The 20,676-nt window shown below is 68.7% G+C and carries 19 protein-coding genes; 10 read left to right on the plus strand and 9 right to left on the minus strand.

Annotated elements, in window-relative coordinates; translation table 11 throughout:
- Positions 1-68: 68 nt before the first annotated feature.
- Both SY26_RS07115 and SY26_RS07120 read right to left on the minus strand, forming a co-directional pair.
- Positions 69-1,394 (minus strand): HlyD family type I secretion periplasmic adaptor subunit, encoded by a 1,326-nt coding sequence (locus tag SY26_RS07115; protein WP_045999928.1) that lies wholly within the window; start codon positions 1,392-1,394, stop codon positions 69-71.
- Positions 1,391-3,142 carry a type I secretion system permease/ATPase gene (locus tag SY26_RS07120; protein ID WP_045999929.1) on the minus strand — a complete coding sequence of 584 codons (1,752 nt, stop codon included), beginning with the start codon at positions 3,140-3,142 and terminating at the stop codon, positions 1,391-1,393. Before SY26_RS07120 ends, SY26_RS07115 begins: the two co-directional genes overlap by 4 nt.
- A gap of 123 nt (positions 3,143-3,265) precedes the next feature.
- Here SY26_RS07120 and SY26_RS07125 point away from each other — a divergent pair, with 123 nt between their 5' ends.
- Positions 3,266-4,054 carry a VacJ family lipoprotein gene (locus SY26_RS07125; protein WP_232303293.1) on the plus strand — a complete coding sequence of 263 codons (789 nt, stop codon included), beginning with the start codon at positions 3,266-3,268 and terminating at the stop codon, positions 4,052-4,054.
- A complete protein-coding gene (locus SY26_RS07130; protein WP_052715217.1) occupies positions 4,029-4,646 on the plus strand; it encodes a phospholipid-binding protein MlaC in 618 nt (205 codons plus the stop codon). The genes SY26_RS07125 and SY26_RS07130 overlap by 26 nt, the downstream gene beginning before the upstream one ends.
- Positions 4,647-4,709: 63 nt before the next feature.
- Here SY26_RS07130 and SY26_RS07135 read toward each other — a convergent pair whose 3' ends face one another.
- The 3 genes from SY26_RS07135 to SY26_RS07145 all read right to left on the minus strand — a co-directional run bounded on the left by SY26_RS07135 (position 4,710) and on the right by SY26_RS07145 (position 9,819).
- Entirely contained in the window at positions 4,710-6,989 is a 2,280-nt protein-coding gene (locus SY26_RS07135; protein ID WP_045999931.1) for a transglycosylase domain-containing protein, read from the minus strand.
- Positions 6,990-7,165: 176 nt separating this feature from the next.
- Complete coding sequence (locus SY26_RS07140) at positions 7,166-8,572, minus strand: ammonium transporter (RefSeq protein ID WP_045983649.1); 1,407 nt, start codon at positions 8,570-8,572, stop codon at positions 7,166-7,168.
- A gap of 245 nt (positions 8,573-8,817) precedes the next feature.
- The gene (locus SY26_RS07145) at positions 8,818-9,819 is read right to left on the minus strand and encodes a polyprenyl synthetase family protein (protein ID WP_045999932.1); all 1,002 of its coding nucleotides are present in this window, start codon (positions 9,817-9,819) and stop codon (positions 8,818-8,820) included.
- Between the two features lie 74 nt (positions 9,820-9,893).
- Between SY26_RS07145 and SY26_RS07150 the strand changes: the two genes are divergently transcribed.
- The 3 genes from SY26_RS07150 to SY26_RS20160 are packed head-to-tail and all read left to right on the plus strand — an operon-like array spanning position 9,894 to position 11,078.
- The gene (locus tag SY26_RS07150; RefSeq protein WP_045983647.1) at positions 9,894-10,103 is read left to right on the plus strand and encodes a DUF2007 domain-containing protein; all 210 of its coding nucleotides are present in this window, start codon (positions 9,894-9,896) and stop codon (positions 10,101-10,103) included.
- Complete coding sequence (locus SY26_RS07155) at positions 10,096-10,854, plus strand: tRNA1(Val) (adenine(37)-N6)-methyltransferase (protein ID WP_045999933.1); 759 nt, start codon at positions 10,096-10,098, stop codon at positions 10,852-10,854. Before SY26_RS07150 ends, SY26_RS07155 begins: the two co-directional genes overlap by 8 nt.
- Positions 10,855-10,913: 59 nt before the next feature.
- The gene (locus SY26_RS20160; protein WP_064503545.1) at positions 10,914-11,078 is read left to right on the plus strand and encodes a YdcH family protein; all 165 of its coding nucleotides are present in this window, start codon (positions 10,914-10,916) and stop codon (positions 11,076-11,078) included.
- Positions 11,079-11,159: 81 nt separating this feature from the next.
- On the opposite strand, the gene phbB is transcribed toward SY26_RS20160, so the two are convergent.
- From phbB to SY26_RS07170, 3 genes are all read right to left on the minus strand, one after another.
- Complete coding sequence (gene phbB / locus SY26_RS07160) at positions 11,160-11,885, minus strand: acetoacetyl-CoA reductase (RefSeq protein ID WP_045999934.1); 726 nt, start codon at positions 11,883-11,885, stop codon at positions 11,160-11,162.
- An 83-nt stretch (positions 11,886-11,968) separates the two neighbouring features.
- Positions 11,969-13,141 (minus strand): acetyl-CoA C-acetyltransferase, encoded by a 1,173-nt coding sequence (locus SY26_RS07165; protein ID WP_045999935.1) that lies wholly within the window; start codon positions 13,139-13,141, stop codon positions 11,969-11,971.
- Between the two features lie 129 nt (positions 13,142-13,270).
- Entirely contained in the window at positions 13,271-14,071 is an 801-nt protein-coding gene (locus tag SY26_RS07170) for an EAL domain-containing protein (RefSeq protein ID WP_045983643.1), read from the minus strand.
- Positions 14,072-14,182: 111 nt separating this feature from the next.
- Here SY26_RS07170 and SY26_RS07175 point away from each other — a divergent pair, with 111 nt between their 5' ends.
- The gene (locus tag SY26_RS07175; RefSeq protein ID WP_045999936.1) at positions 14,183-14,758 is read left to right on the plus strand and encodes a DNA-3-methyladenine glycosylase I; all 576 of its coding nucleotides are present in this window, start codon (positions 14,183-14,185) and stop codon (positions 14,756-14,758) included.
- On the opposite strand, the gene SY26_RS07180 is transcribed toward SY26_RS07175, so the two are convergent.
- Entirely contained in the window at positions 14,736-15,284 is a 549-nt protein-coding gene (locus SY26_RS07180; RefSeq protein ID WP_045983641.1) for a TlpA disulfide reductase family protein, read from the minus strand. The two genes, SY26_RS07175 and SY26_RS07180, sit on opposite strands and share 23 nt — an antisense overlap.
- Positions 15,285-15,307: 23 nt before the next feature.
- Here SY26_RS07180 and argH point away from each other — a divergent pair, with 23 nt between their 5' ends.
- The 4 genes from argH to SY26_RS07195 are packed head-to-tail and all read left to right on the plus strand — an operon-like array spanning position 15,308 to position 20,672.
- Positions 15,308-16,708 carry an argininosuccinate lyase gene (argH, locus tag SY26_RS07185; RefSeq protein ID WP_045999937.1) on the plus strand — a complete coding sequence of 467 codons (1,401 nt, stop codon included), beginning with the start codon at positions 15,308-15,310 and terminating at the stop codon, positions 16,706-16,708.
- Entirely contained in the window at positions 16,705-16,872 is a 168-nt protein-coding gene (locus SY26_RS21575; RefSeq protein ID WP_198143121.1) for a hypothetical protein, read from the plus strand. The genes argH and SY26_RS21575 overlap by 4 nt, the downstream gene beginning before the upstream one ends.
- Entirely contained in the window at positions 16,873-18,138 is a 1,266-nt protein-coding gene (gene lysA / locus SY26_RS07190) for a diaminopimelate decarboxylase (RefSeq protein ID WP_045999938.1), read from the plus strand.
- Positions 18,129-20,672: a DUF4175 domain-containing protein gene (locus SY26_RS07195; protein ID WP_232303294.1), complete on the plus strand. Its 2,544-nt coding sequence runs from the start codon at positions 18,129-18,131 to the stop codon at positions 20,670-20,672. Before lysA ends, SY26_RS07195 begins: the two co-directional genes overlap by 10 nt.
- Positions 20,673-20,676 lie beyond the last annotated feature (4 nt).

A 20,676-nucleotide genomic window follows, 5' to 3' on the forward strand; every position in this document is an offset into this window, starting at 1 on the left:
TACTCTTTGTCAGCGTCGCGCATTTTGAATGAGATTCCGTTAACGACGGATCACTTCGATGGCGCTGATCAGCTTTCGCGGAACGCGCGATTGAAGTAGTCGGCCAGCGGCTTCATCAGGTAGGCCATCGGGCTGCGGTCGCCGGTCTGGATATAGACCTCGACCGGCATGCCGGGCACCAGCGCCAGCCCGCCCAGCTTGTCCAGCTGGTCGGGCGGGATCGAGACCTCGGCCCGGTAATAGGGGGTCCGCGTCGCCTCATCSAGCAGGGCRTCGGCKGAGATGCGGTCCAGCCGCCCGTCGATTTCCGGCGTGGTGCGCGACGAGAATGCGGAAAAGCGCAGGACGACCGGCTGGCCCAGCTGGATCTCGTCGATGTTGATCGTCGCCACGCGCGCGCCGATCACCAGCGGGCGGTCCTGCGGGATGATGTAGAGCAGCGGGTCGGCGGGCCGGATCACCGACCGCGGCGTGGTGACCTGCATGTTGTAGACGACGCCCGACACGGGGGCGCGGATCTCCAGCCGGTCCAGCTGTTCGGTCAGGCTGCGGCGGCGTTCGGCCAGCTCCAGCTCGCGATAGCCCAGATCGCCCAGTTCCGTCTCGGCCATCTCGCGGCGTTCGGCGGCCAGGCGCAGGCTCTGGATCTGCAGTTCGGTCTGGCGGATCGCGGCCGAGGCGCGGCTGGCCTGCAGCGACCCCAGTTCRCCGTCGATGCGCGCGGCCTCGCGYTCCAGGGCCAGCACGCGGCTGGCYTGGGCCAGCCCCCGGTCCAGCAGGCTCTGCTGGTCGGTCAGCTCGCGCCCGATCAGGTCGCGCTGCGTGCCCAGGGCGGCGAACTGGGCGTCGATGCCGTCGACCTCGGAATCGATCTGGTCGGATTGCTTGGCCAGYTGRTCCAGCGACTGGCGCAGCGTGTCCAGCCGCGTGCGGAACAGGCTGGTCTGTCCCGCGATCAGATCCTGCAGCGCCGGCGACGCGGTCGCGGCCTGCACCAGTTCGTCGGGAAAGGTGATCGTGTCGGCATCGGCGCGTTCGGCCTCCAGCCGGCCGCGGCGGGCCAGGATCTCGAAATACTGGCCCTCGACAATAGTGTGCTCGGTGCGCAGCAGAGTGCCGTCCAGCGTCAGCAGCAGATCGCCCGCGGCGACGGTGCTGCCCTCGGATGTGGCGATGTCCTGGACCACGCCGCCATCGGGATGCTGGACGATCTGACGCTGCTGTTCGACCTCGACCTGGCCGCCCGCCACGACCGCACCCGAGATGCGCGTGGACATCGCCCAGACCGTGAAGCCGCCCACCAGCACCAGCACCGCCACCACGCCCGCGATGATCGGGCCGCGCACCGGCCAGCGCCGGTCGCCCGAGGCCGCGCGTGTCCGACCGCGGCTCATGCGACGCCCCCGCCCTGGCCCGAGGTCTGGGCCTGACGGATCTGGGCCGAATTCTGCACCATCTGTTCCAGCACCTTGTCACGCGGGCCGAAGGCGCGGCGGACGCCGCCCTCCAGCACCAGCAGGTTTTCGCATTCGTTGATCGCGGCGGGACGGTGGGCCATGATGATGACCGCGCCGCCCTGCGACTTCAGCCGCCGGATCGCGGCATTCAGCGCCTCGGACCCCAGGTTGTCCAGGTTCGAGTTCGGCTCGTCCAAAACCAGCAGCACGGGGTCGGGATAGAGCGCGCGGGCCAGGCCGATGCGCTGAATCTGGCCGCCCGACAGACGGCCCGCCGTCTGGCTGATGCGCGTGTCGTATCCCTGCGGCAGGTCCAGGATCATCTGGTGCGCGGCSGCCGCCTGTGCGGCGCGCACCACCTGGTCGGGGTCGGGGCGGTCGGACAGGCGGGCGATGTTTTCGGCRATCGTGCCGTCGAACAGCGTCACCTGCTGGGGCAGATAGCCGATCAGGCCGCCCAGCACGTCGGGGTGGTACTGGTCCAGCGTCGCGCCGCCCAGACGGATGCTGCCGCCGCCCACGCGCCACGCGCCGATCAGCGCCCGCGCCAGCGTCGACTTGCCCGCGCCCGACGGGCCGATGACCCCTAGGGCCGTGCCAGGCGCCACGCCGAAGCTGACGCCGCGCAGGGTGGCCTGCCCCTCTCCCGGCGGGGCGACCGAGAGGTTGCGCACCTCCAGCCGGGCTTCTGGGCGGGGAAGGGGGGTGCGGACCGGATCGGGCGGCTGGCGCGACAACAGGCCTGCCAGGCGGCCCCAACCGTCCTGCGCGGCCTGAACCGACGGCCAACCGCCGACCAGCTGGTCCACCGGGGCCAGCGCGCGGCCCATCACGATGGAACTGGCGATCATCGCGCCGGGCGTCAGTTCCTGGCGCAGCACCAGCCAGGCCCCCGCCGCCAGCATCGCGCTTTGCAGGAACAGCCGGAAGGTCCGCGAAAAGACGCTGAACCCCGCCGACAGGTCCCCGGCGCGAACCGCATTGTCCTGTGATTCAGACCGGGCCAGGCGCCAGCGGGCGAAGGTCGCGCCGCGCATGCCCAGGGCGCCGATCACCTCGCCCTCGTCGCGATAGAGGTCCGCCATGCGCTGCGCCTGCGCGCCGGCCTGGGCCGAACCCTGCAGCGGCGCGCGGGTCAGGACGCGGTTCAGGATCGTCGTGCCGACCAGGATCCCGCCGCCGACGGTCGCGACGATGCCCAGGACCGGGTGGAACATGAAGACCGCCGCCAGGAACAGCGGTGCCCAGGGCAGGTCGAAGAAAGCCAGCATGACCGGCGACCCGATCAGCCGCTGGACGGAATCCAGGTCGCGCATTCCGCCCGCCGTAGCGGCCGATTCGTCGCCGCGCAATGCGCCCTCGCGCAGGGCGGCGTCGAAGACGCGACCCTCCATCCGGTCCTGGAACCGGGCGGCGATCCGCTGCATCACGCGGTTGCGGATGATGTCGATGGCACCCATCAGCACGAAGAGGAAGATCACCAGCACGAACAGCGCGGTCAGCGTCTCGACGCTGCGCGAGGCCAGCACGCGGTCATAGACCTGCAGCATGAACAGCGGCCCGGTCAGCATCAGCAGGTTCACGACCGCCGAGAAGACCCCCACCGACAGGAACAGCGGCCACCCCGTGGCGCGCGCCTGGCGCAGTTCCCGGGCCCCGTCCGTCAGGTTCGCAGCCTTGGCCATACGTCTTGCCCCGAAAATGCCGCGCCGATGGCGGGGCTTGCCTCGTTACCGCGGCGACCATATCACCACGCAGGGCTTATGCCAGCCTGCCGCGACCCTCGCATCGAAAGGTTAAGGATTCCCTTGCGCCCCAACAGCCCCCCCGTCATGGTCCTGCTGCTGACGGCGCTTGTCGCCGCCGGATGCGCGCAGGCGCCCGTCCAGAAGGACGGCATCACCATCAACGACCCGTTCGAGGCGCAGAACCGCCGCGTGCATGCCTTCAACAAGGGGCTGGATGCGCGGGTGATCGGCCCCGTCGCGAACCGGCTGAAGGGCAGCGGCGACGACGCGCCTCACGACCCCGATGCGCCGATCGGGTTGTTGCAGATGGTCACCAATGCCGGGCGCAACCTGTCCTTGCCGGTCAAGGTCGTGAACGGGCTGCTGCAGGGCAAGCCCCGCGATGCGGGCGCGAACCTGACCCGGTTCGCGGTCAATTCGACGGTCGGGCTGGGCGGCGTCTTCGATCCGGCCGCCGACAGTTTCGGCGTGACGGAACGTGACACCGATTTCGGCCAGACGCTGGCGGTCTGGGGCGTCCCCGAGGGCGCCTATCTGGAACTGCCCGTGCTGGGCCCGTCGACACAGCGCGATGCGGTGGGGCAGGTCGTCGATCTGCTGATCGATCCGCTGTACCACGTCTTCGACGGTCGGGATGCCGCGACGGTATTCGCCCTGCGGGTCGCGTCAAAAGCCGGTGATCGGGCGCGCTTTGGGGATACGGTGGATGGCATTCTGCAGGGCAGTGCGGATAGCTATGCGCAGACGCGGCTGATCTGGCTGATGAACCGCCGCTTTGACCTGGGAGAGACCGGTGACGATTACGACCCCTATGACGATGCGGATGTCATCGACCCCTATTCGGACTGACCGCCGGGGGCTGCTGGGCCTGATCGGATGCGCGTCGCTGACGGCGGTGCTGCCCTGGCGTCCCGCCCATGCGCTGGACGCGGATGGGGCGCACGCGCTGATCGACCGGTCGCTGGCCGAGGTCTATCAGGTCATCAATTCGGGCCAGCCCGCCCCCCAGATGTATCAGCAGTTCGAGGCGATCTTTGCCCGCTATGCGGATGTGGATGTCATCGCGCGTTCGGCGCTTGGTCCGGCGGCGCGCCAGACCGATCCGGCGACCTTTGCCGAGTACCGGCAGGCGTTTCAGGGCTATATCGGCCGCAAGTACGGCGCCCGGTTCCGCGAGTTCATCGGATCGCGGATCGAGGTGACGGGGTCGCGGCAACTGAAAAGCTTTTATGCGGTAACGTCGGTGGCGTACCTGAACGGGCGCGCGCCGCTGGAGGTCGAATGGCACGTCTCGGACCGCTCGGGGCAGGATCTCTATTTCAACATCATCATCGAGGGCGTGAACATGCTGGCCAGCGAACGGGCCGAGATCGGCGCCATGCTGGCCCGTCGGCAGGGCGATGTCGCGGCGCTGGCCGCCGATCTGCGCCAGGCGGGCTGACCGCACCGGCCCACGAAAAAGCCGCCCGGTCGCAGGACCGGGCGGCTTTTTCATGTCCGGGGGTCAGTTTCCGCCCAGGATGCCGTTCAGGGCGCGGGACAGGGCGTCGTCCGAATCGGCGCCCACGCTGCTGCCCGGCGTGACGGGGGCCCCGCCCTGGACCTCTCCGGGGGCGGTGATCACGCGGCCGCTGTTCTGCGCCTCGATCCCGTTCATCACCCCGGCCAGCGCCGCGGCCAGCGGATCGTCGGCCGAGCCGCTGGTCACCACCTGCGGGGTGGTGCCGCCGCTGGACATGATGATCCCGCTGCCGTCGGGCGACACGGTCGACAGGGGCAGCTCGGGCAGCCCGTCATGGATCTCCAGCATCACCGCCTGCCAGATCTCGGCCGGCAGACCGCCGCCGGTGACCCCGGTCAGGGGCGTGTTGTCGTCGTTGCCCATCCAGACGCCGGTCACGTACTGTTCGGTGAAGCCCACGAACCACGCGTCGCGATAGCTGCTGGTCGTACCGGTCTTGCCCGCCACGGGACGGTCGCCCAGCTGTGCGCGCCCGCCGGTGCCGTTCGAGATCACCTGCTGCATCATGTAAATCAGCTGGCCCGCGGCGCGCTGGCTGATGACGCGTTCGCCAAAACCGCCGGTCTGGCCCATCAGCGGGCGGTCGTCGCCCTGCATCGCGACCTCGACCACGCCATAGGGCGCGACCGACGTGCCGCCGTTCCGGATGCCGGCATAGGCGCCCGTCAGCTCCATCAGCGTCGCCTCGGACGCGCCCAGGCCCAGGGACGGGCTGGTGGTCAGGTTGCTGACGATGCCGAAATCGCGCGCCACGCGGATCACCTGGTCGCGTCCGACGACCTCCTGCAGGCGGATGGTCGAGGTGTTCAGCGATTGCGCCAGGGACTGCGTCAGCGTGACCATGCCGCGATAGTTGCGGGTATAGTTCTGGGGCGACCAGTTGCGCCCGCCGGGGATGCGGATGGTCAGGGGGCCGTCCTCGATCCGGTCGCTTGGCGAATACCCGGCTTCCAGCGCGGCGGCATAGACGAAGGGCTTGAAGCTGGACCCGGTCTGGCGCTTGGCCTGGGTCGCGCGGTTGAAGACGCCGTTCACGCGCGTGTCGCGCCCGCCGATGATCGCACGCACCGCGCCGTCGGCGGACATCACCACGACCGCGGCCTCGGCGGTCGAGCCGTCCTTGACCTTCTCGTCGAACACCTTCTGCAGGGCGCGTTCGGCTGCCCGCTGGATGCGCTGGTCAAGCGTGGTCGTGATGGTCACGTCCTCGGTCGTCTCGCTGGTCAGGAAGCCGGGGCCGGATTCCATCAGCCAGTCCGCAAAGTAACCGCCCGCCCGGGCCGATGCCGCCTGCGACAGGGTCGCGGGGTTGGCGCGGGCCTGGGCCAGCTGCTGGTCGTCCAGATAGCCTTCCTGGTGCATCAGCCCCATGACGACGCTGGCACGGGCCTGGGCGCGTTCCAGGCTGGCGGTCGGGGCATAGCGGCTGGGTGCGGGCAGCAGGCCCGCCAGCATCGCGGCCTCGGACACGTTCAGATCGGCCGCGGGCTTGTTGAAATAGACCTGGCTCGCGGCCTCGAACCCACGGGCGCCGCCGCCCAGATAGGAGCGGTTCATGTAGATCGAGAGGATCTCCTCCTTGCTGTACTTCGCCTCCATGGCGAAGGCATAGGGGATCTCCTTGATCTTGCGCCAGATGCCGCCCGACCGGCATTCGGCCTCGAACTCGGCCTCGTTGGCAAAGCGGGTGGGATCGAACGTGTCGCCCAGGCACAGCAGCTTGGCGACCTGCTGGGTGATGGTGGAACCGCCGTTCCCCTCCAGCGGGCCGCGGCCCTCGGCCATGTTGATGCGGATGGCGCTGGCGATGCCGCGCGGGCTGACGCCGAAATGGCGGAAGAACCGGCGGTCCTCGGACGACAGCACGGCCTGCTGCAGCACTTCGGGGATCTGGTCGCTGGTGACGGCGCCGTATGTCTCTCCGCGCCAGGCGAAGACGCGGCCGTCGCGGTCCAGCATGGTGACGCTGCCGCGGGCGCGACCGTCGAACAGGTCCTGCGCCTCGGGAAGGCTGACATAGAAATAGGCGCTGGCGGCGCCGATGATCAGCGCGACCGTCATGGCCAGGCGCCAGATCGACCCCCAGACGATGCGCCAGGCCAGCGTCACCAGACCGGCGATCCATCCCAGGATGCCGCCGCGCCGCGGCTTTCCGTGCCGCTTGACCTTGCGGGGCGTGGCCTTGGCCGGCGCGGGTTGACTGCGCTTGTCGGCAACAGGGCTTTTGCCCGAACGGGGCGGGGTACCGGTAGGTCGTTTCATGCGTCGGGTGCCTGCGTGACTGCGTGGCCGGTTGGTCCGGCGGAATTGGCATCCAGCTTACAGCAAGTTTGCGTCGGGGGGAATTGGGCTGACCGAAGCGTGATTTTCCCCGCCTGCCGGTCATGCGAAAGGCCCGGCCGCAGGGGCCGGGCCTTTGCCGTGGGGCGGGCGCCCGATTAGTTGTAGGCGTTCTCGCCGTGGGTGGTCACGTCCAGGCCCTGGCGTTCGTCGCTGTCGCTGACGCGCAGGCCGATCAGCGCCTTCACGATATGGATCGCGATGAAGGACACGACCGCCGACCAGACGATGGCGATGATCACGCCCAGGGTCTGGTTCCAGACCTGCGCGCCCATTGCGTATTCGCCCACCGCGCCGGTGGAATAGTCGAACACGCCGCCGCCGCCCAGGGACGGGGCCGCGAAGACGCCCGTCAGGATCGCGCCGACGATGCCGCCGACGCCGTGGATGCCGAACACGTCCAGGCTGTCGTCGATGCCCATGCGGGGCTTGACCGAGATGACGAACCACATGCAGACCAGGCCGGCGATCAGGCCGATCGCGATGGCGCCCATGGGTCCGACGAAGCCCGCGGCCGGCGTCACGCCGACCAGGCCCGCGATCGCGCCCGAGATGCCGCCCAGCAGGCTGGGATGGCCGCGCATCATCCATTCGCCGAACGACCAGGCCAGCACGGCGGCGGCGGTGGCGACGGCGGTGTTGATCATCGCCAGCGCGGTCAGGCCGTTGGCCTCGAGGTTGGAGCCAGCGTTGAAGCCGAACCAGCCGACCCACAGGATGCAGCCGCCGACCAGCGTGAAGGTCAGGTTATGGGGCGCCAGCAGCTCCTTGCGATAACCCAGGCGGGGTCCTGCGACCATGGCCGCGACCAGCGCCGCGACGCCTGCGTTGATGTGGATCACCGTGCCGCCGGCAAAGTCCAGCGCGCCGTGCCCGAACAGCAGCCCGGAGGGCGCGTCATAGGCCGATGGGCCGCCCCACCACCAGACCATGTGGGCCATCGGGATGTAGGAGAAGCAGAACCAGATCACCACGAACAGGATCACCGCCGAGAACTTCAGCCGTTCGGCCGTGGCACCCACGATCAGCGCCGAGGCGATGCAGGCGAAGGCCATCTGGAAGATCACGAAGGCCAGTTCCGGGACGTACACGCCGGTCGAGAAGGTCTCGGCCAGGGCATCGGTGCCCACGCCCGCCAGGAACGCCTTGGACAGTCCGCCGATATAGGGGGTGAAGAAGGTCGCGTCCTCGGCGCTGCCGGCGCCGGTGAAGGCCAGCGAATAGCCGAAGGCGACCCACAGGATCGCGATGATCGAAAAGATGGTCAGCACCTGCATCAGCACCGACAGCATGTTCTTGGCGCGCACCAGGCCGCCATAGAAAAGCGCCAGGCCCGGAAGGGTCATGAAGATGACCAGGACGGCCGACATCATCAGCCAGGCGGCATCGCCCTTGTCGACGATGGGGGCCGCCGCCTCGACGACCGGGGCCGCGGCGTCCTGCGCGAAGGCTGGGACGGCGGACAGGGCCGCCGCCAAAAGACCATATGCGGAAAGCTTTCTCATACTTCTCTCATCCTTAACATCACCCCACGGGCCGCAGCTGCGGCGAACTTCGCCCCTTGGATTGGCAGAATGCAGCCGCTTGCACAGGCCGCAGGCACTGATTCAGGGCGTCCAGACCGGCCATGCCGGGAAAATGGGCTGTAATGCGGGGCGATGCCCGAAATTCAGGCGCGCCGCGTGCGGCCACGGCAGCCCCGAAAGGGCCGCCGAAAACGCAGGGTGGGAGAGGACGAAAAGGGGGTCGGTCAGGCCACGCGGCTGACGACGAAATCCGCGAGGTCGGCCAGCATGTCGCGAATCGGATGCGCGGGCAGCACCTGCAGCGCCGCGCGGGCCCGTGCGGCATGGGCCAGCGCATCGGCGCGCGCAGCCTCCATCGCGCCGTGACGGGCCAGCAGCGACAGCGCGTGCTCCAGGTCGCCGTCGCGCTGGTCTCCCGCCTCGATGGTGCGGGTCCAGAAGGCGCGCTCCTGGGCATCGGCCTTGGCGATGGCCTTGATGACCGGCAGGGTCAGCTTGCGTTCGCGGAAATCGTCGCCCACGTTTTTGCCGATCGTCTCGGTCGCGCCGCCGTAATCCAGCAGGTCGTCGACGATCTGGAAGCTGACGCCCAGGGCGTCGCCGTAATCGAACAGCGCCTGCACCTGATCGTCGGGCGCACCGGCGATGACGCCGCCCACCTCGGTCGCGGCGGAAAACAGCGCCGCCGTCTTGCCGCGCACCACCTGCAGATAGACGGATTCGTCGGTTGCGAGGTCCTGCGCCGCGGTCAGCTGCAGCACCTCGCCCTCGGCGATGGTGGCGCTGGCATTGGCCAGGATCTCCAGCGTGCGCAGGTTGCCGGGTTCGACCATCAGCTGAAAGCTGCGCGCGAACAGGTAATCTCCGACCAGCACGCTGGACTTGTTGTCCCACAGCAGGTTCGCCGTCGGGCGCCCGCGCCGCTGCGCGCTTTCGTCGACCACGTCGTCATGCAGCAGCGTGGCGGTATGGATGAATTCGACCGTGGCGGCCAGGTGGACATGCCACGGGCCGGGATAGCCCAGCAGCTTGGCCGCGGCCAGCGTCAGCATCGGGCGCAGGCGCTTGCCGCCGGCCTCGATCAGATGCGCCGTCACCTCGGGGATGCGGGGGGCATGGCGGCTGGCCATGCGGTCGCGGATCAGCGCGTTGACCGCCTCCATTTCGGCGGTCAGGGCTTCGCTCAGCCGATCCAGCGGTTTGCGGACGTTGTCCTGCACAGTCATGCCATACCCCGTGTCTGCGACCGTGCATTGCCACGGCATCGACAAATGCGCAACCGCCGCTTAACGTCGCGCCGATGAAAGAGCTTTTTCGCAGCAACGATCCGGTCCGCATGTCTGCCGCCACCAGCCTGCTGGAATCCGAAGGGATCGCCACCTTTCCGATGGATCAGCACATGAGCGTGCTGGAGGGATCGATCGGCGTGCTGCCCGCGCGGCTGATGGTCGCGGACCGCGACGAATTCATGGCCCGCGCCATCCTGCGCGACAACGGGCTGGATGACTGACACCCGCATCGACGGATTCCTGGACGGGCGGCTGCGCATCAGTCAGCCCGCGCGCGGCTATCGCGCGGGGGCGGATGCGGTGATGCTGGCCGCGGCCTGTCCCGCGCGGCCGGGGCAGGCGGTGCTGGAACTGGGCTGCGGGGCGGGGGTGGCCAGCCTGTGCCTGGGCTGGCGGGTGCCGGATCTGGCGATCACCGGGCTGGAGCGGCAGCAGACCTATGCGGACCTGGCCCGCGGCAATGCCTACGCGAACGGCATCGCGCTGACGGTCCTGACCGGCGATCTGACAGACCCGCCGCGGGATCTGCGCGACGCCTCCTTTGACCATGTGATGATGAACCCGCCATATTTTCTGGGCGGCACGGCCGCGCCCGACGCGGGCCGCGCCCTGGCCAGACGCGAGGAGACGCCGCTGGCGCAGTGGATCGACGCGGGCCTCAGGCGGTTGCGCCCCGGCGGCTGGCTGACGGTGATCCAGCGGGCCGACCGCCTGGACGGGGTGATGGCCGCGCTTGGCGCGCGTGCCGGGGCGGTGACGATCCTGCCCATCGCCGCGCGGGCGGGCAGCCCGGCGGGGCGCGTCCTGGTCGCGGCGCGAAAGGGCGCGCGCGGTCCGCTGCGCCTGCTGGCACCCCTGATCACCCATGCTTCCCCCCGCCACGACCGCGATGCCGAGGATCTGACCCCCCTGGCTGCCCAGGTTCTGCGCGATGGTGCGCCGATCGCAATGGGAATTGCGAAAGCCGCGTGACAGAATCAACAAGCTGTGGTGCACTGGACTGGTTCGAGACAACTATAGAGGAGTACGCGATGACGGTTGCTTCCCATGTCGAGGAGCTTCGCAAGAAGCATCAGAACCTTTCGGTTGCCGTGGAGAGGGCCCAGAGGAGCCCCAGTGCCCGCGACCACGAAATCACCGCGATGAAGCGCGAGAAACTGCGTCTCAAGGAGCAGATCAACAGACTGGGTCACTGACCCGTCGCCGACCCGACATCAAACGGAAAAAGGCCCGCGCAGATCGCGCGGGCCTTGCCGTTTCAGCAGTGCGGTCCGACGTCAGACGAAGAACTGGCCGCCATTCGCGCTGATCGTGGACCCGGTGATGAAGCCCGCATCGTCCGCGGCCAGGAACACCACGGCGCGGGCGATCTCCTCGGGTTCGCCAAGGCGGCCGACGGGGATCTGCGGGATGATGCGTTCGTTCAGCACCTTTTCGTCGATGGCGCGCACCATCTCGGTGCCGATGTAACCGGGGCAGATGGCGTTGACGGTGATGCCCGCGCGCGCGCCCTCCTGGGCCAGCGCCTTGGTGAAGCCCAGGTCACCCGCCTTGGCCGCGGAATAGTTCGCCTGGCCCGCCTGACCCTTCTGCCCGTTGATCGAGCTGATGTTGATCACGCGGCCGAACTTGGCGTTGCGCATGCCGTTCCAGACGCCATGGGTCATGTTGAAGACGCCGGTCAGGTTGGTGTCGATGACCTCTTTCCACTGCTGGGGGGTCATCTTGTGGAACATCGCGTCGCGGGTGATGCCGGCGTTGTTGACCAGCACGGCGACGGGGCCCAGTTCGGCCTCGACCTGCTTGATGCCTTCGGCGCAGGCGTCGTAATCGGCGACCGACCATTTGTAGGTCTTGATGCCGGTCTCCTCGGTGAAGGCACGCGCGGCGTCGTCGTTGCCGGCGTAATTGGCCGCGACCGTATAGCCCGCCTCCTTCAGCGCCTTCGAGATGGCGGCGCCGATGCCCCGCGATCCTCCGGTGACCAGTGCGACTTTCGACATGTTTCCCCCTCCTTCTTTAGGTTCTTGAAATATTGCTAATCAATGAAGTTTCGGCGCGCAAGATAATTGCGCGCCGAATTGGCTTAGCGTTCCAGGCACATAGCGACGCCCATGCCCCCGCCGATGCACAGCGTGGCCAGGCCCTTTTTCGCGTCGCGGCGGCGCATCTCGAACAGCAGCGTGTTCAGGACGCGCGCGCCCGAGGCGCCGATCGGGTGACCGATGGCGATGGCGCCGCCGTTGACGTTCACGATGGACGGGTCCCATCCCATGTCCTTGTTCACCGCACAGGCCTGGGCGGCAAAGGCCTCGTTCGCCTCAACCAGGTCCAGATCGCCGACCGACCAGCCGGCCTTCTCCAGCGCGCGGCGGCTGGCCGGGATCGGGCCGGTGCCCATGATCGCCGGGTCCAGGCCCGCGGTGGCATAGCTTGCGATGCGCGCCAAGGGCGTCAGGCCGCGGCGCGCAGCCTCGTCCTCGGTCATCACCATGACCGCGGCCGCGCCGTCGTTCAGGCCGGATGCATTGGCCGCGGTGACTGATCCGTCCTTGGTAAAGGCGGGGCGCAGCTTCTGCATCGCCTCGATCGTGGCGCCGTGGCGGATGTATTCGTCCTTGTCGACGACCGTCTCGCCCTTGCGGGTCTTGACGGTATAGCCGACGATCTCGTCGTCAAAGCGGCCTTCCTTCTGGGCGGCTTCGGCCTTGTTCTGAGAGGCCAGCGCGAATTCGTCCTGCTGGTCGCGGCTGATCTGCCACTTGGCGGCGACGTTCTCGGCCGTCTGACCCATGTGATAGTTGTTGAACGCGTCCCACAGCCCGTCGCGGATCATCGTGTCGATGAACTGCATGTCGCCCATCTTCTGACCGGCACGCAGATAGGCGGCATGCGCCGACAGGGACATGCTTTCCTGACCCCCGGCCAGCACCACGCGGGCGTCGCCCAGGATCACCTGCTGCGCGGCCAGCGCGACGGCGCGCAGGCCCGACCCGCAGACCTGGTTGATGCCCCAGGCCGAGGATTCCTGCGGCAGGCCGGCCTTGATATGCGCCTGGCGGGCGGGGTTCTGGCCCTGCGCGGCAGTCAGCACCTGGCCCAGGATCGTCTCGTCGACCTCGGCCGCGTCGATGCCGGCGCGGGCGACGACCTCGGCCAGGACGGCTGCGCCCAGGTCATGGGCGGGGACATTCGCAAAGGCCCCCAGGAAACTTCCGACCGGGGTGCGGGCGGCGGAAACGATTACGGCTTTGGTCACGGCAGACTCCTTCGCATCAGTGCCGGACGAACCGGCCTGGGGTCAGGATGCTGTTTCGGGACGCTACGTCAAGTCGAAGCCTTGGGACTTTCGGATGATGGCCCCCGCCCGGATGGGCGGAAGTTGCCCTCAGCGGCTGGCCAAGGACGGGGGTTTCTTCCAGGGCGGGGCGATGGTCGGGGCCCCGAAATAGTAGCCCTGCAGGCAATCGATGCCGATATCGATCAGAAAGGCGGCTTCGTCCGCGGTCTCGACCGATTCCGCTACGGTGAACATGTCGAAATGATGCGCGATGGATTGCAGCGCGCGCGTCAGGACCTGATTGTCGGGCTTGGTGGCGATCTCGCGGATGAACTGGCCATCGATCTTGATCATGTCGAAGCAGAAGTCGCGCAGATAGCGGAACGAGGTATAGCCCGCCCCGAAATCGTCCAGGGCCAGGCTGATGCCGTATCCCTGCACCTCGGCCATGAAGGTCTGGACCTCCTCGGGCATGCCCATGGCGCTGCTTTCGGTGATCTCCAGGATCAGGCGTTCGCCCAGGGTGGTGTCGTCGGACACCCCGCGGCGCAGGGTGTTGATCCATTCGGGATACAGGATCGAGCGCGCCGACATGTTGATCGACAGGCGCAGGCCCGGATCCTCGGCCAGGGTCTGCAGGCCCAGGGACAGCGACAGGCAGTCGATCTTGCGGCCCAGTTCCGTGACTTCGGCCTGGGGCATGAAATCGCGCAGGGGCACCAGGCGGCCGCTGTCGTCGATGATGCGGATCAGCCCCTCGTAAAAGGCGGGGGTCTTGGTGCGCTGCGCCTGGACGATGGGCTGGAAGGCCAGCGTCGCGCTGCCCTTTTCCACCGCCGACGTGACGGCCGCCAGGGTGATGCGGTCCTGATGGCGGATCGCGTCCTCTAGGGGCGAGCTGTTGTCCATAATTCTGTCGCTCACGGGCGGCCTCTTACCGAGTCGGGTCTGCTTGCAGTCTGCCCATATTGGCTTAACCTGCCGTGAATCGTGATCTCTTTCTCAGGTTTGGGTTAACAGATGATGGACCGTTGCGGATGGTGCGGCGATCTGCCGGTCTATGTCGCCTATCACGACACCGAATGGGGCGTGCCCGAACGCGACCCGCGCGCGCTGTGGGAAAAGCTGGTGCTGGACGGGTTCCAGGCGGGCCTGTCCTGGATCACCATCCTGAAGAAGCGCGATGCCTTTCGCGCCGAATTCGACGGGTTCGACCCCGAACGCGTGGCGGCGTGGGACGCGGCGCGGATCGATCGTGCGCTGACGAACCCCGGCATCATCCGCCACCGCGGCAAGATCGAGGCCACCGTGCGCGGCGCCCGCGCTTTTCTGGACATCGAGGCGGCCGAAGGGTTCGCCCCCTGGCTGTGGTCCTTTGTCGGCGGCGCGCCGATCCAGAACGACTGGCCGGACCTGGGTCACGTCCCCACCGACACGCCCGAATCGCACGCGATGTCCAAGGCGTTGAAGGCGCGCGGTTTCGGGTTCTGCGGTCCGGTGATCACCTATGCCTTCATGCAGGCCACGGGCATGGTGAACGACCATGTCGTGACCTGCCACAGGCATGGTCCCGTCAGGGCGCTGTCAGCTGGGTGACCAGCGTCTTGGCGGCATCCGAATCCCATTCGGCGTCGCCCAGATAGCGGGCGACCTCGCGGCCCTCGCGGTCGATCAGCACCGTCACGGGCAGGCCCACGACGCCCATCTCGCGCGCGACCTGCTGGCGCGGGTCCAACAGGACCGGCAGGTTCTCGACGCCGACCTCGGCATAGAAATCGTCGATGCGCTCGACCGCGTTGCGTCCGGTGGCGATGGTCACCACCTCAAAGTCGTCGCCGCCCAGTTCGGCCTGCAGGCGGTCCAGGGCGGGCATCTCCTCGCGGCAGGGCGCGCACCAGGTGGCCCAGAAGTTCAGCAGCACGACCTTGCCCTGCCAGTCGGCCAGGGTGTGGGTGCCGCCGTCGCGATCGGTGAACTCGGCGGCCGCCACGGGGGCGGGGTCTTCGGCCACGACCAGCTTGTCCAGCCCCCCGTCGCGCGCCGCCTGCCAGTCGGGGCCTGCGGCGAAGGCGGTGTTTGCACCGAAAACAAGGGCCGTATAAAGCAGGGCGGAACGCAGCATGTGACCTCCGAAGGACGTACTTGATGACCGACCGGCCCCAGACCACCGCCAACAGCATGTGGGGCGGGCGCTTTGCCGCCGGTCCCGACGCGATCATGGAGGCGATCAACGCCTCGATCGGGTTCGATCGGCGGCTCTACGCCCAGGATATCCGGGGCAGCCGGGCCCATGCGGCGATGCTGGCCGCCACGGGCATCATCAGCGATAGCGATGCCGAGGCCATCGGGAAAGGCCTGCTCACCGTCTTGTCAGAAATCGAGGCCGGCCAGTTCGCCTTCCGCACCGACCTGGAGGACATCCACATGAACGTGGAGGCCCGCCTGAAGGAGGTCATCGGCGAACCCGCAGGCCGCCTGCACACGGGCCGGTCCAGGAATGACCAGGTGGCGACCGATTTCCGGCTGTGGGTGCGCGACCAGTGCGACGCGGCCATCGACGGGCTGACCGCGCTGATCCGCGCGGCTTTGTCGCAGGCCGAACGCGGCGCCGATTGGGTCATGCCGGGCTTCACCCATCTGCAGACCGCGCAGCCGGTGACCTGGGGCCACCACATGATGGCCTATGTCGAGATGTTCGGCCGCGACCTGTCGCGGTTCCAGGACGCGCGCAAGCGCATGAACGAATCGCCCCTTGGGGCCGCGGCGCTGGCGGGCACGGGCTATCCGATCGATCGCGACATGACGGCCGCCGCGCTGGATTTCGACCGGCCCATGGCCAATTCGCTGGACGCGGTCAGCGACCGTGACTTTGCGCTGGAATTCCTGGCGGCCAGCAGCATCTGCGCCGTCCACATGTCGCGCCTGGCCGAGGAGCTGGTGATCTGGTCGTCGGCCCAGTTCCGCTTCGTGTCCATGTCGGACAAGTGGTCGACCGGGTCGTCGATTATGCCGCAGAAACGCAACCCCGACGCGGCCGAGCTGATCCGCGCCAAGATCGGCCGCATCCTGGGGGCGACCGTCGCGCTGTTCACGGTGATGAAGGGCCTGCCCTTGGCCTATTCCAAGGACATGCAGGAGGACAAGGAACAGGTCTTCGACGCCGCCGACACGCTGATGCTGGCGCTGGCCGCGATGACCGGCATGCTGTCGGACCTGACCGCGAACCGCGACCGGCTGGAGGCCGCGGCGGGGGCCGGGTTCTCGACCGCGACGGATCTGGCCGACTGGCTGGTGCGCGAACTGGGCCTGCCGTTCCGCGACGCCCATCACGTCACCGGATCGCTGGTGGCCCTGGCCGAACAGGGGGGCGTCGATCTGCCCGATCTGTCGCTGGCGCAGATGCAATCGGTGCATGGTCAGATCACCGCCGATGTGTTCAATGTTCTGGGCGTGCACAATTCCGTCGCCTCGCGGCAGAGCTATGGCGGGACCGCGCCCGCGCAGGTGCGCGCGCAGATCGCCCGCTGGAAGGAGAAACTGGCATGAGAAACATCACCATCATCGTCGTCGTCCTGGTCGTCGCGGTGGCGCTTCTGGCGGGCTGCGGCGTGGACGGCGCCCCGCAGCGCCCGGTCGAGAAGCCCGTCCAGCAGCAGATGGGCGTGACCGTCAGCGGCGATGCGCGGATCGGTGTGTCGGCCAATCTCTGAATGGACCACTTCCTGTACAAGAACGGCGAACTCCACGCCGAGGACGTGCCCCTGTCCTGCATCGCAAGCCAGGTCGGCACGCCCGTCTACGTCTATTCGGCGGCGACGCTGACGCGGCATTTCGGCCTGTTCCGGCAGGCGCTGGACTGGACCGACCATCTGGTCTGCTTTGCGGTCAAGTCGAACAGCAACCTGGCCGTGCTGAAGCTGATGGGCGATCTGGGCGCGGGCATGGACGTGGTGTCGGGCGGGGAATACGCCCGCGCCAAGGCCGCCGGCGTGCCGGGCGAGCGGATCGTGTTCTCGGGCGTGGGCAAGACCATCCCCGAGATGCGCATGGCCATCGAAGGCGGCATCCGCCAGTTCAACATCGAGAGCGAGCCCGAGATGCGCGCCCTGTCCGCGCTGTGCGTCAGCATGGGCGCCACGGTGCCGGTGGCGATCCGCGTGAACCCCGACGTGGACGCCAAGACGCATGAGAAGATCGCCACGGGCAAGTCCGACAACAAGTTCGGCATCCCGATTTCCCGCGCCATGGCCGTCTATGCCGAGGCCGCGTCCCTGCCGGGGCTGCGCGTGGTGGGCGTCGACGTGCATATCGGCAGCCAGCTGACCGATCTGGCACCGTTCCGCGCCGCCTATCTGAAGGTGGCCGAACTGACCCGTGCGCTGCGCGCCGAGGGGCACGACATCACCCGCCTGGACCTGGGCGGTGGCTTGGGCATCCCCTATCGCCGCGATAACAGCGCGCCGCCTTTGCCCATCGAATACGGGCAGGTGATCCGCGAGACGGTCGGCGATCTGGGCTGTCAGATCGAGATCGAGCCGGGCCGCAACATCGTCGGCAATGCCGGCGTCCTGCTGTCGCGCGTGATCTATGTGAAGAACGGCGAGGATCGCGACTTCCTGATCGTGGATGCGGCGATGAACGACCTGCTGCGCCCGGCCATGTACGGCGCGCATCATGACATCGTCCCGCTGGTCGAGCCCGCGGTGGGCGCGCCGGTCCGGCCCTATGACGTGGTCGGTCCGGTCTGCGAATCGGGGGATACCTTCCAGAAGGGGGCCGATCTGCCCGAACTGGCGGCAGGGGGGCTGGTCGCGTTCCGGTCGGCCGGGGCCTATGGTGCGGTGATGGCGTCGGAATACAATTCCCGCCCGCTGGTCCCCGAGGTGCTGGTGCAGGGCGATCACTTCGCCGTCATCCGGGCACGCCCCACGTTTGAGGAAATGCTGGCACGGGATAGCATCCCGGCATGGCTTTGATCGGGCGACAGCACGACACCGACAGCCCGGGGGCCGTCAGCCCCCGGACCCCCGAGGGTATTTTCACAACGGAGATGGGGCCGGTGGCCCGTGCCCTGCGCCTGACCCGCGCGGGCATGGCATGGGAACGCGCGGCGCGGGCTTTCTGGCCGCTGACGACGCTGCTGTTCTTCGGCATCGCGGCGCTGTGGCTGGGCGCGGTGGCGGCCTTGCCTCAGGTGCTCCTGCCATGGCTGGCGGGCCTGTGGCTGCTGGCGGTCGTGATCGCGGCGGTGCGGGGCGGATGGCGCTTTCGCCGCGTGCGCCGGGCCGAGGCGCTGGCCCGGCTGGACCGCACCCTGCCCGGGCGCCCGCTGACCGCGCTGTCCGACCGTGCAGCGATCGGCGGCGAGGGGCCGCTGTGGCAGGCGCATCTGGCGCAGATGCGCGATGCCGCGCTGGCCGCGCGCGCGGTGCGCCCCGATGCGGACCTTGCCCGGCGCGACCCGTTCGCCCTGCGGCTGGCGGGGCTGGTGGCGCTGGTGATGGCGCTGATCTTCGGGGGGGCGGGCCAGATGGGCCTGGGTCTGCGCGCCCTGGCCGCGACGATGGCCACGCCGCAGCCGGGCGCCGCGCCGCCGCAGGGCCCCGTGTGGGAGGGCTGGGCCGAACCGCCCGCCTATACCCGCCGCCCGACCCTGTACCTGAACGCGCTGGACGAAGGACAGGTGCTGGACCTGCCCCAGGGCAGCACGGTCAGCTTTCGCCTCTATGCCCAGGGGGCAGAGGTGACCCAGGACATCGGGCCTGTCACGTCGGACGATCCGACGGCGCCGGCATTCCGGGCCGACCGCTCTGGCAGCATCGACGTCCAGGGACGTCGTTTCGCCGTGACCGTGCAGCCCGATGCCGTCCCGGTGATCCGCGCGGGCGCCGCGCCCACGCGCCGCGCCGATGGGCGGATGATCCAGGATTACCAGGCCGGGGACGATCACGGCGTCATCTCGGCTCAGGCGGTCATCGCGCTGGACCTGGACGCGGTCGATCGCCGCTTTGGCCTGACCGTCGCGCCCGAGCCGCGCGACCCGGTGGCGCTGGACCTGCCCCTGCCACGGGGCGACCGCCGTGATGTGCAGGGGCAGCTGGCCGAGGATCTGTCGCGCCACCCCTGGGCCAACCTGCCCGTGACCGTCACGCTGCGCGCGGTGGACGGGATCGACCAGACGGGCCAGTCCGACCCGATGGCGCTGCCCCTGCCGGGGCGGCGGTTCTTCGATCCGTTCGCGGCCACGCTGATCGAGTTGCGCCGCGACCTGCTGTGGTCGCGCCAGAATGCCGGGCGCAGCGCCGAGATCCTGCGCGCCGTCACTTGGCAGCCCGAGGGGTTCGTCGAGGACGATCTGTATGCCGAGCTGCGCGCGGCGGTGCGGCTGCTGGACGGGGACGACCTGACCCCGGAAGCCCGCGACCGTCTGGCCGAGGCCCTGTGGGAGGCCGCGATCCTGTTGGAGGATGGCGGTTTGTCGGATGCGCTGGAACGGATGCGCGCCGCGCAGGAACGTCTGTCAGAGGCGATCCGCAATGGGGCCAGCCCCGACGAAGTCCAGCGGCTGATGGACGAGCTGCGCGAGGCGACCGACGCCTATACCGACATGCTGGCGCAGGAAAGCCAGCCGCAGGATCAGGCCGACAGCCCCGACCGGGGCGGCCAGCAGGGCCAGACCATCACCGCCGATCAGATCCAGGAGATGATGGACGAGATCCAGCGCTTGATGAACGAGGGCCGCATGGCCGAGGCCGAGGCCCTGCTGGACCAGTTCAACCGGATGATGGAGAACCTGCAGGTTCAGCAGAGCCAGGGGCAGGGCGAGGGAGAGGGCCAGCAGGGCAGCCAGCCGATGAACCGCCTTGCCGACACGCTGCGCGAGCAGCAGGAGCTGTCGGACGAGGCGTTCCGCGACATGCAGCGCCAGTTCGGCCAAGGCCAGCAGCCCGGTAACGAGGGCCAGGACGGCGGCAGCATGGCCGACCGCCAACGCGCGCTGCGCGAGGAGTTGGGCCAGCAGCAGGGGCTGATGCCGGGGCAGGGGTCACCCGAGGGCGACGCGGCGCGGCGTCAGCTGGACGAGGCCGGGCGCGCGATGGAGGACGCCGAACAGGCCCTGCGTGACGGCGACATGGCCGGCGCGATGCAGCGCCAGGCCGATGCGATCCAGTCCATGCGCGAGGGGATGCGCGCTCTGGGCGACATGATGGCCCAGGAGGGACAGGAGGGCCAGCAGGCCGGCGAGGGGCAGCAGCCCGGCCAGCAACCCGGCCAGTCGGCGCAGGGCAGCCAGGGGCAGCCCTATCAGGGTCGGCCGCAGTTGGACCCCCTGGGCCGTGAGAGCATGGGCGGCGGCAATGTCATCACCAACGGCGATCCGCTGGCCGAGGGGTTGGACCCTGCACGCCGTGCCCGCGACCTGCTGGACGAGATCCGCCGCCGCAGTGGGCAGCCGGACCGCCCGCAGGACGAACGCGATTACCTGGGTCGGTTGCTGGACCGGTTCTGACGGC

Origin of the sequence: Paracoccus sp. 228 (genome assembly GCF_000967825.1) — a bacterium.
In the GTDB taxonomy this organism is placed as follows: Bacteria; Pseudomonadota; Alphaproteobacteria; order Rhodobacterales; family Rhodobacteraceae; genus Paracoccus; species Paracoccus marcusii.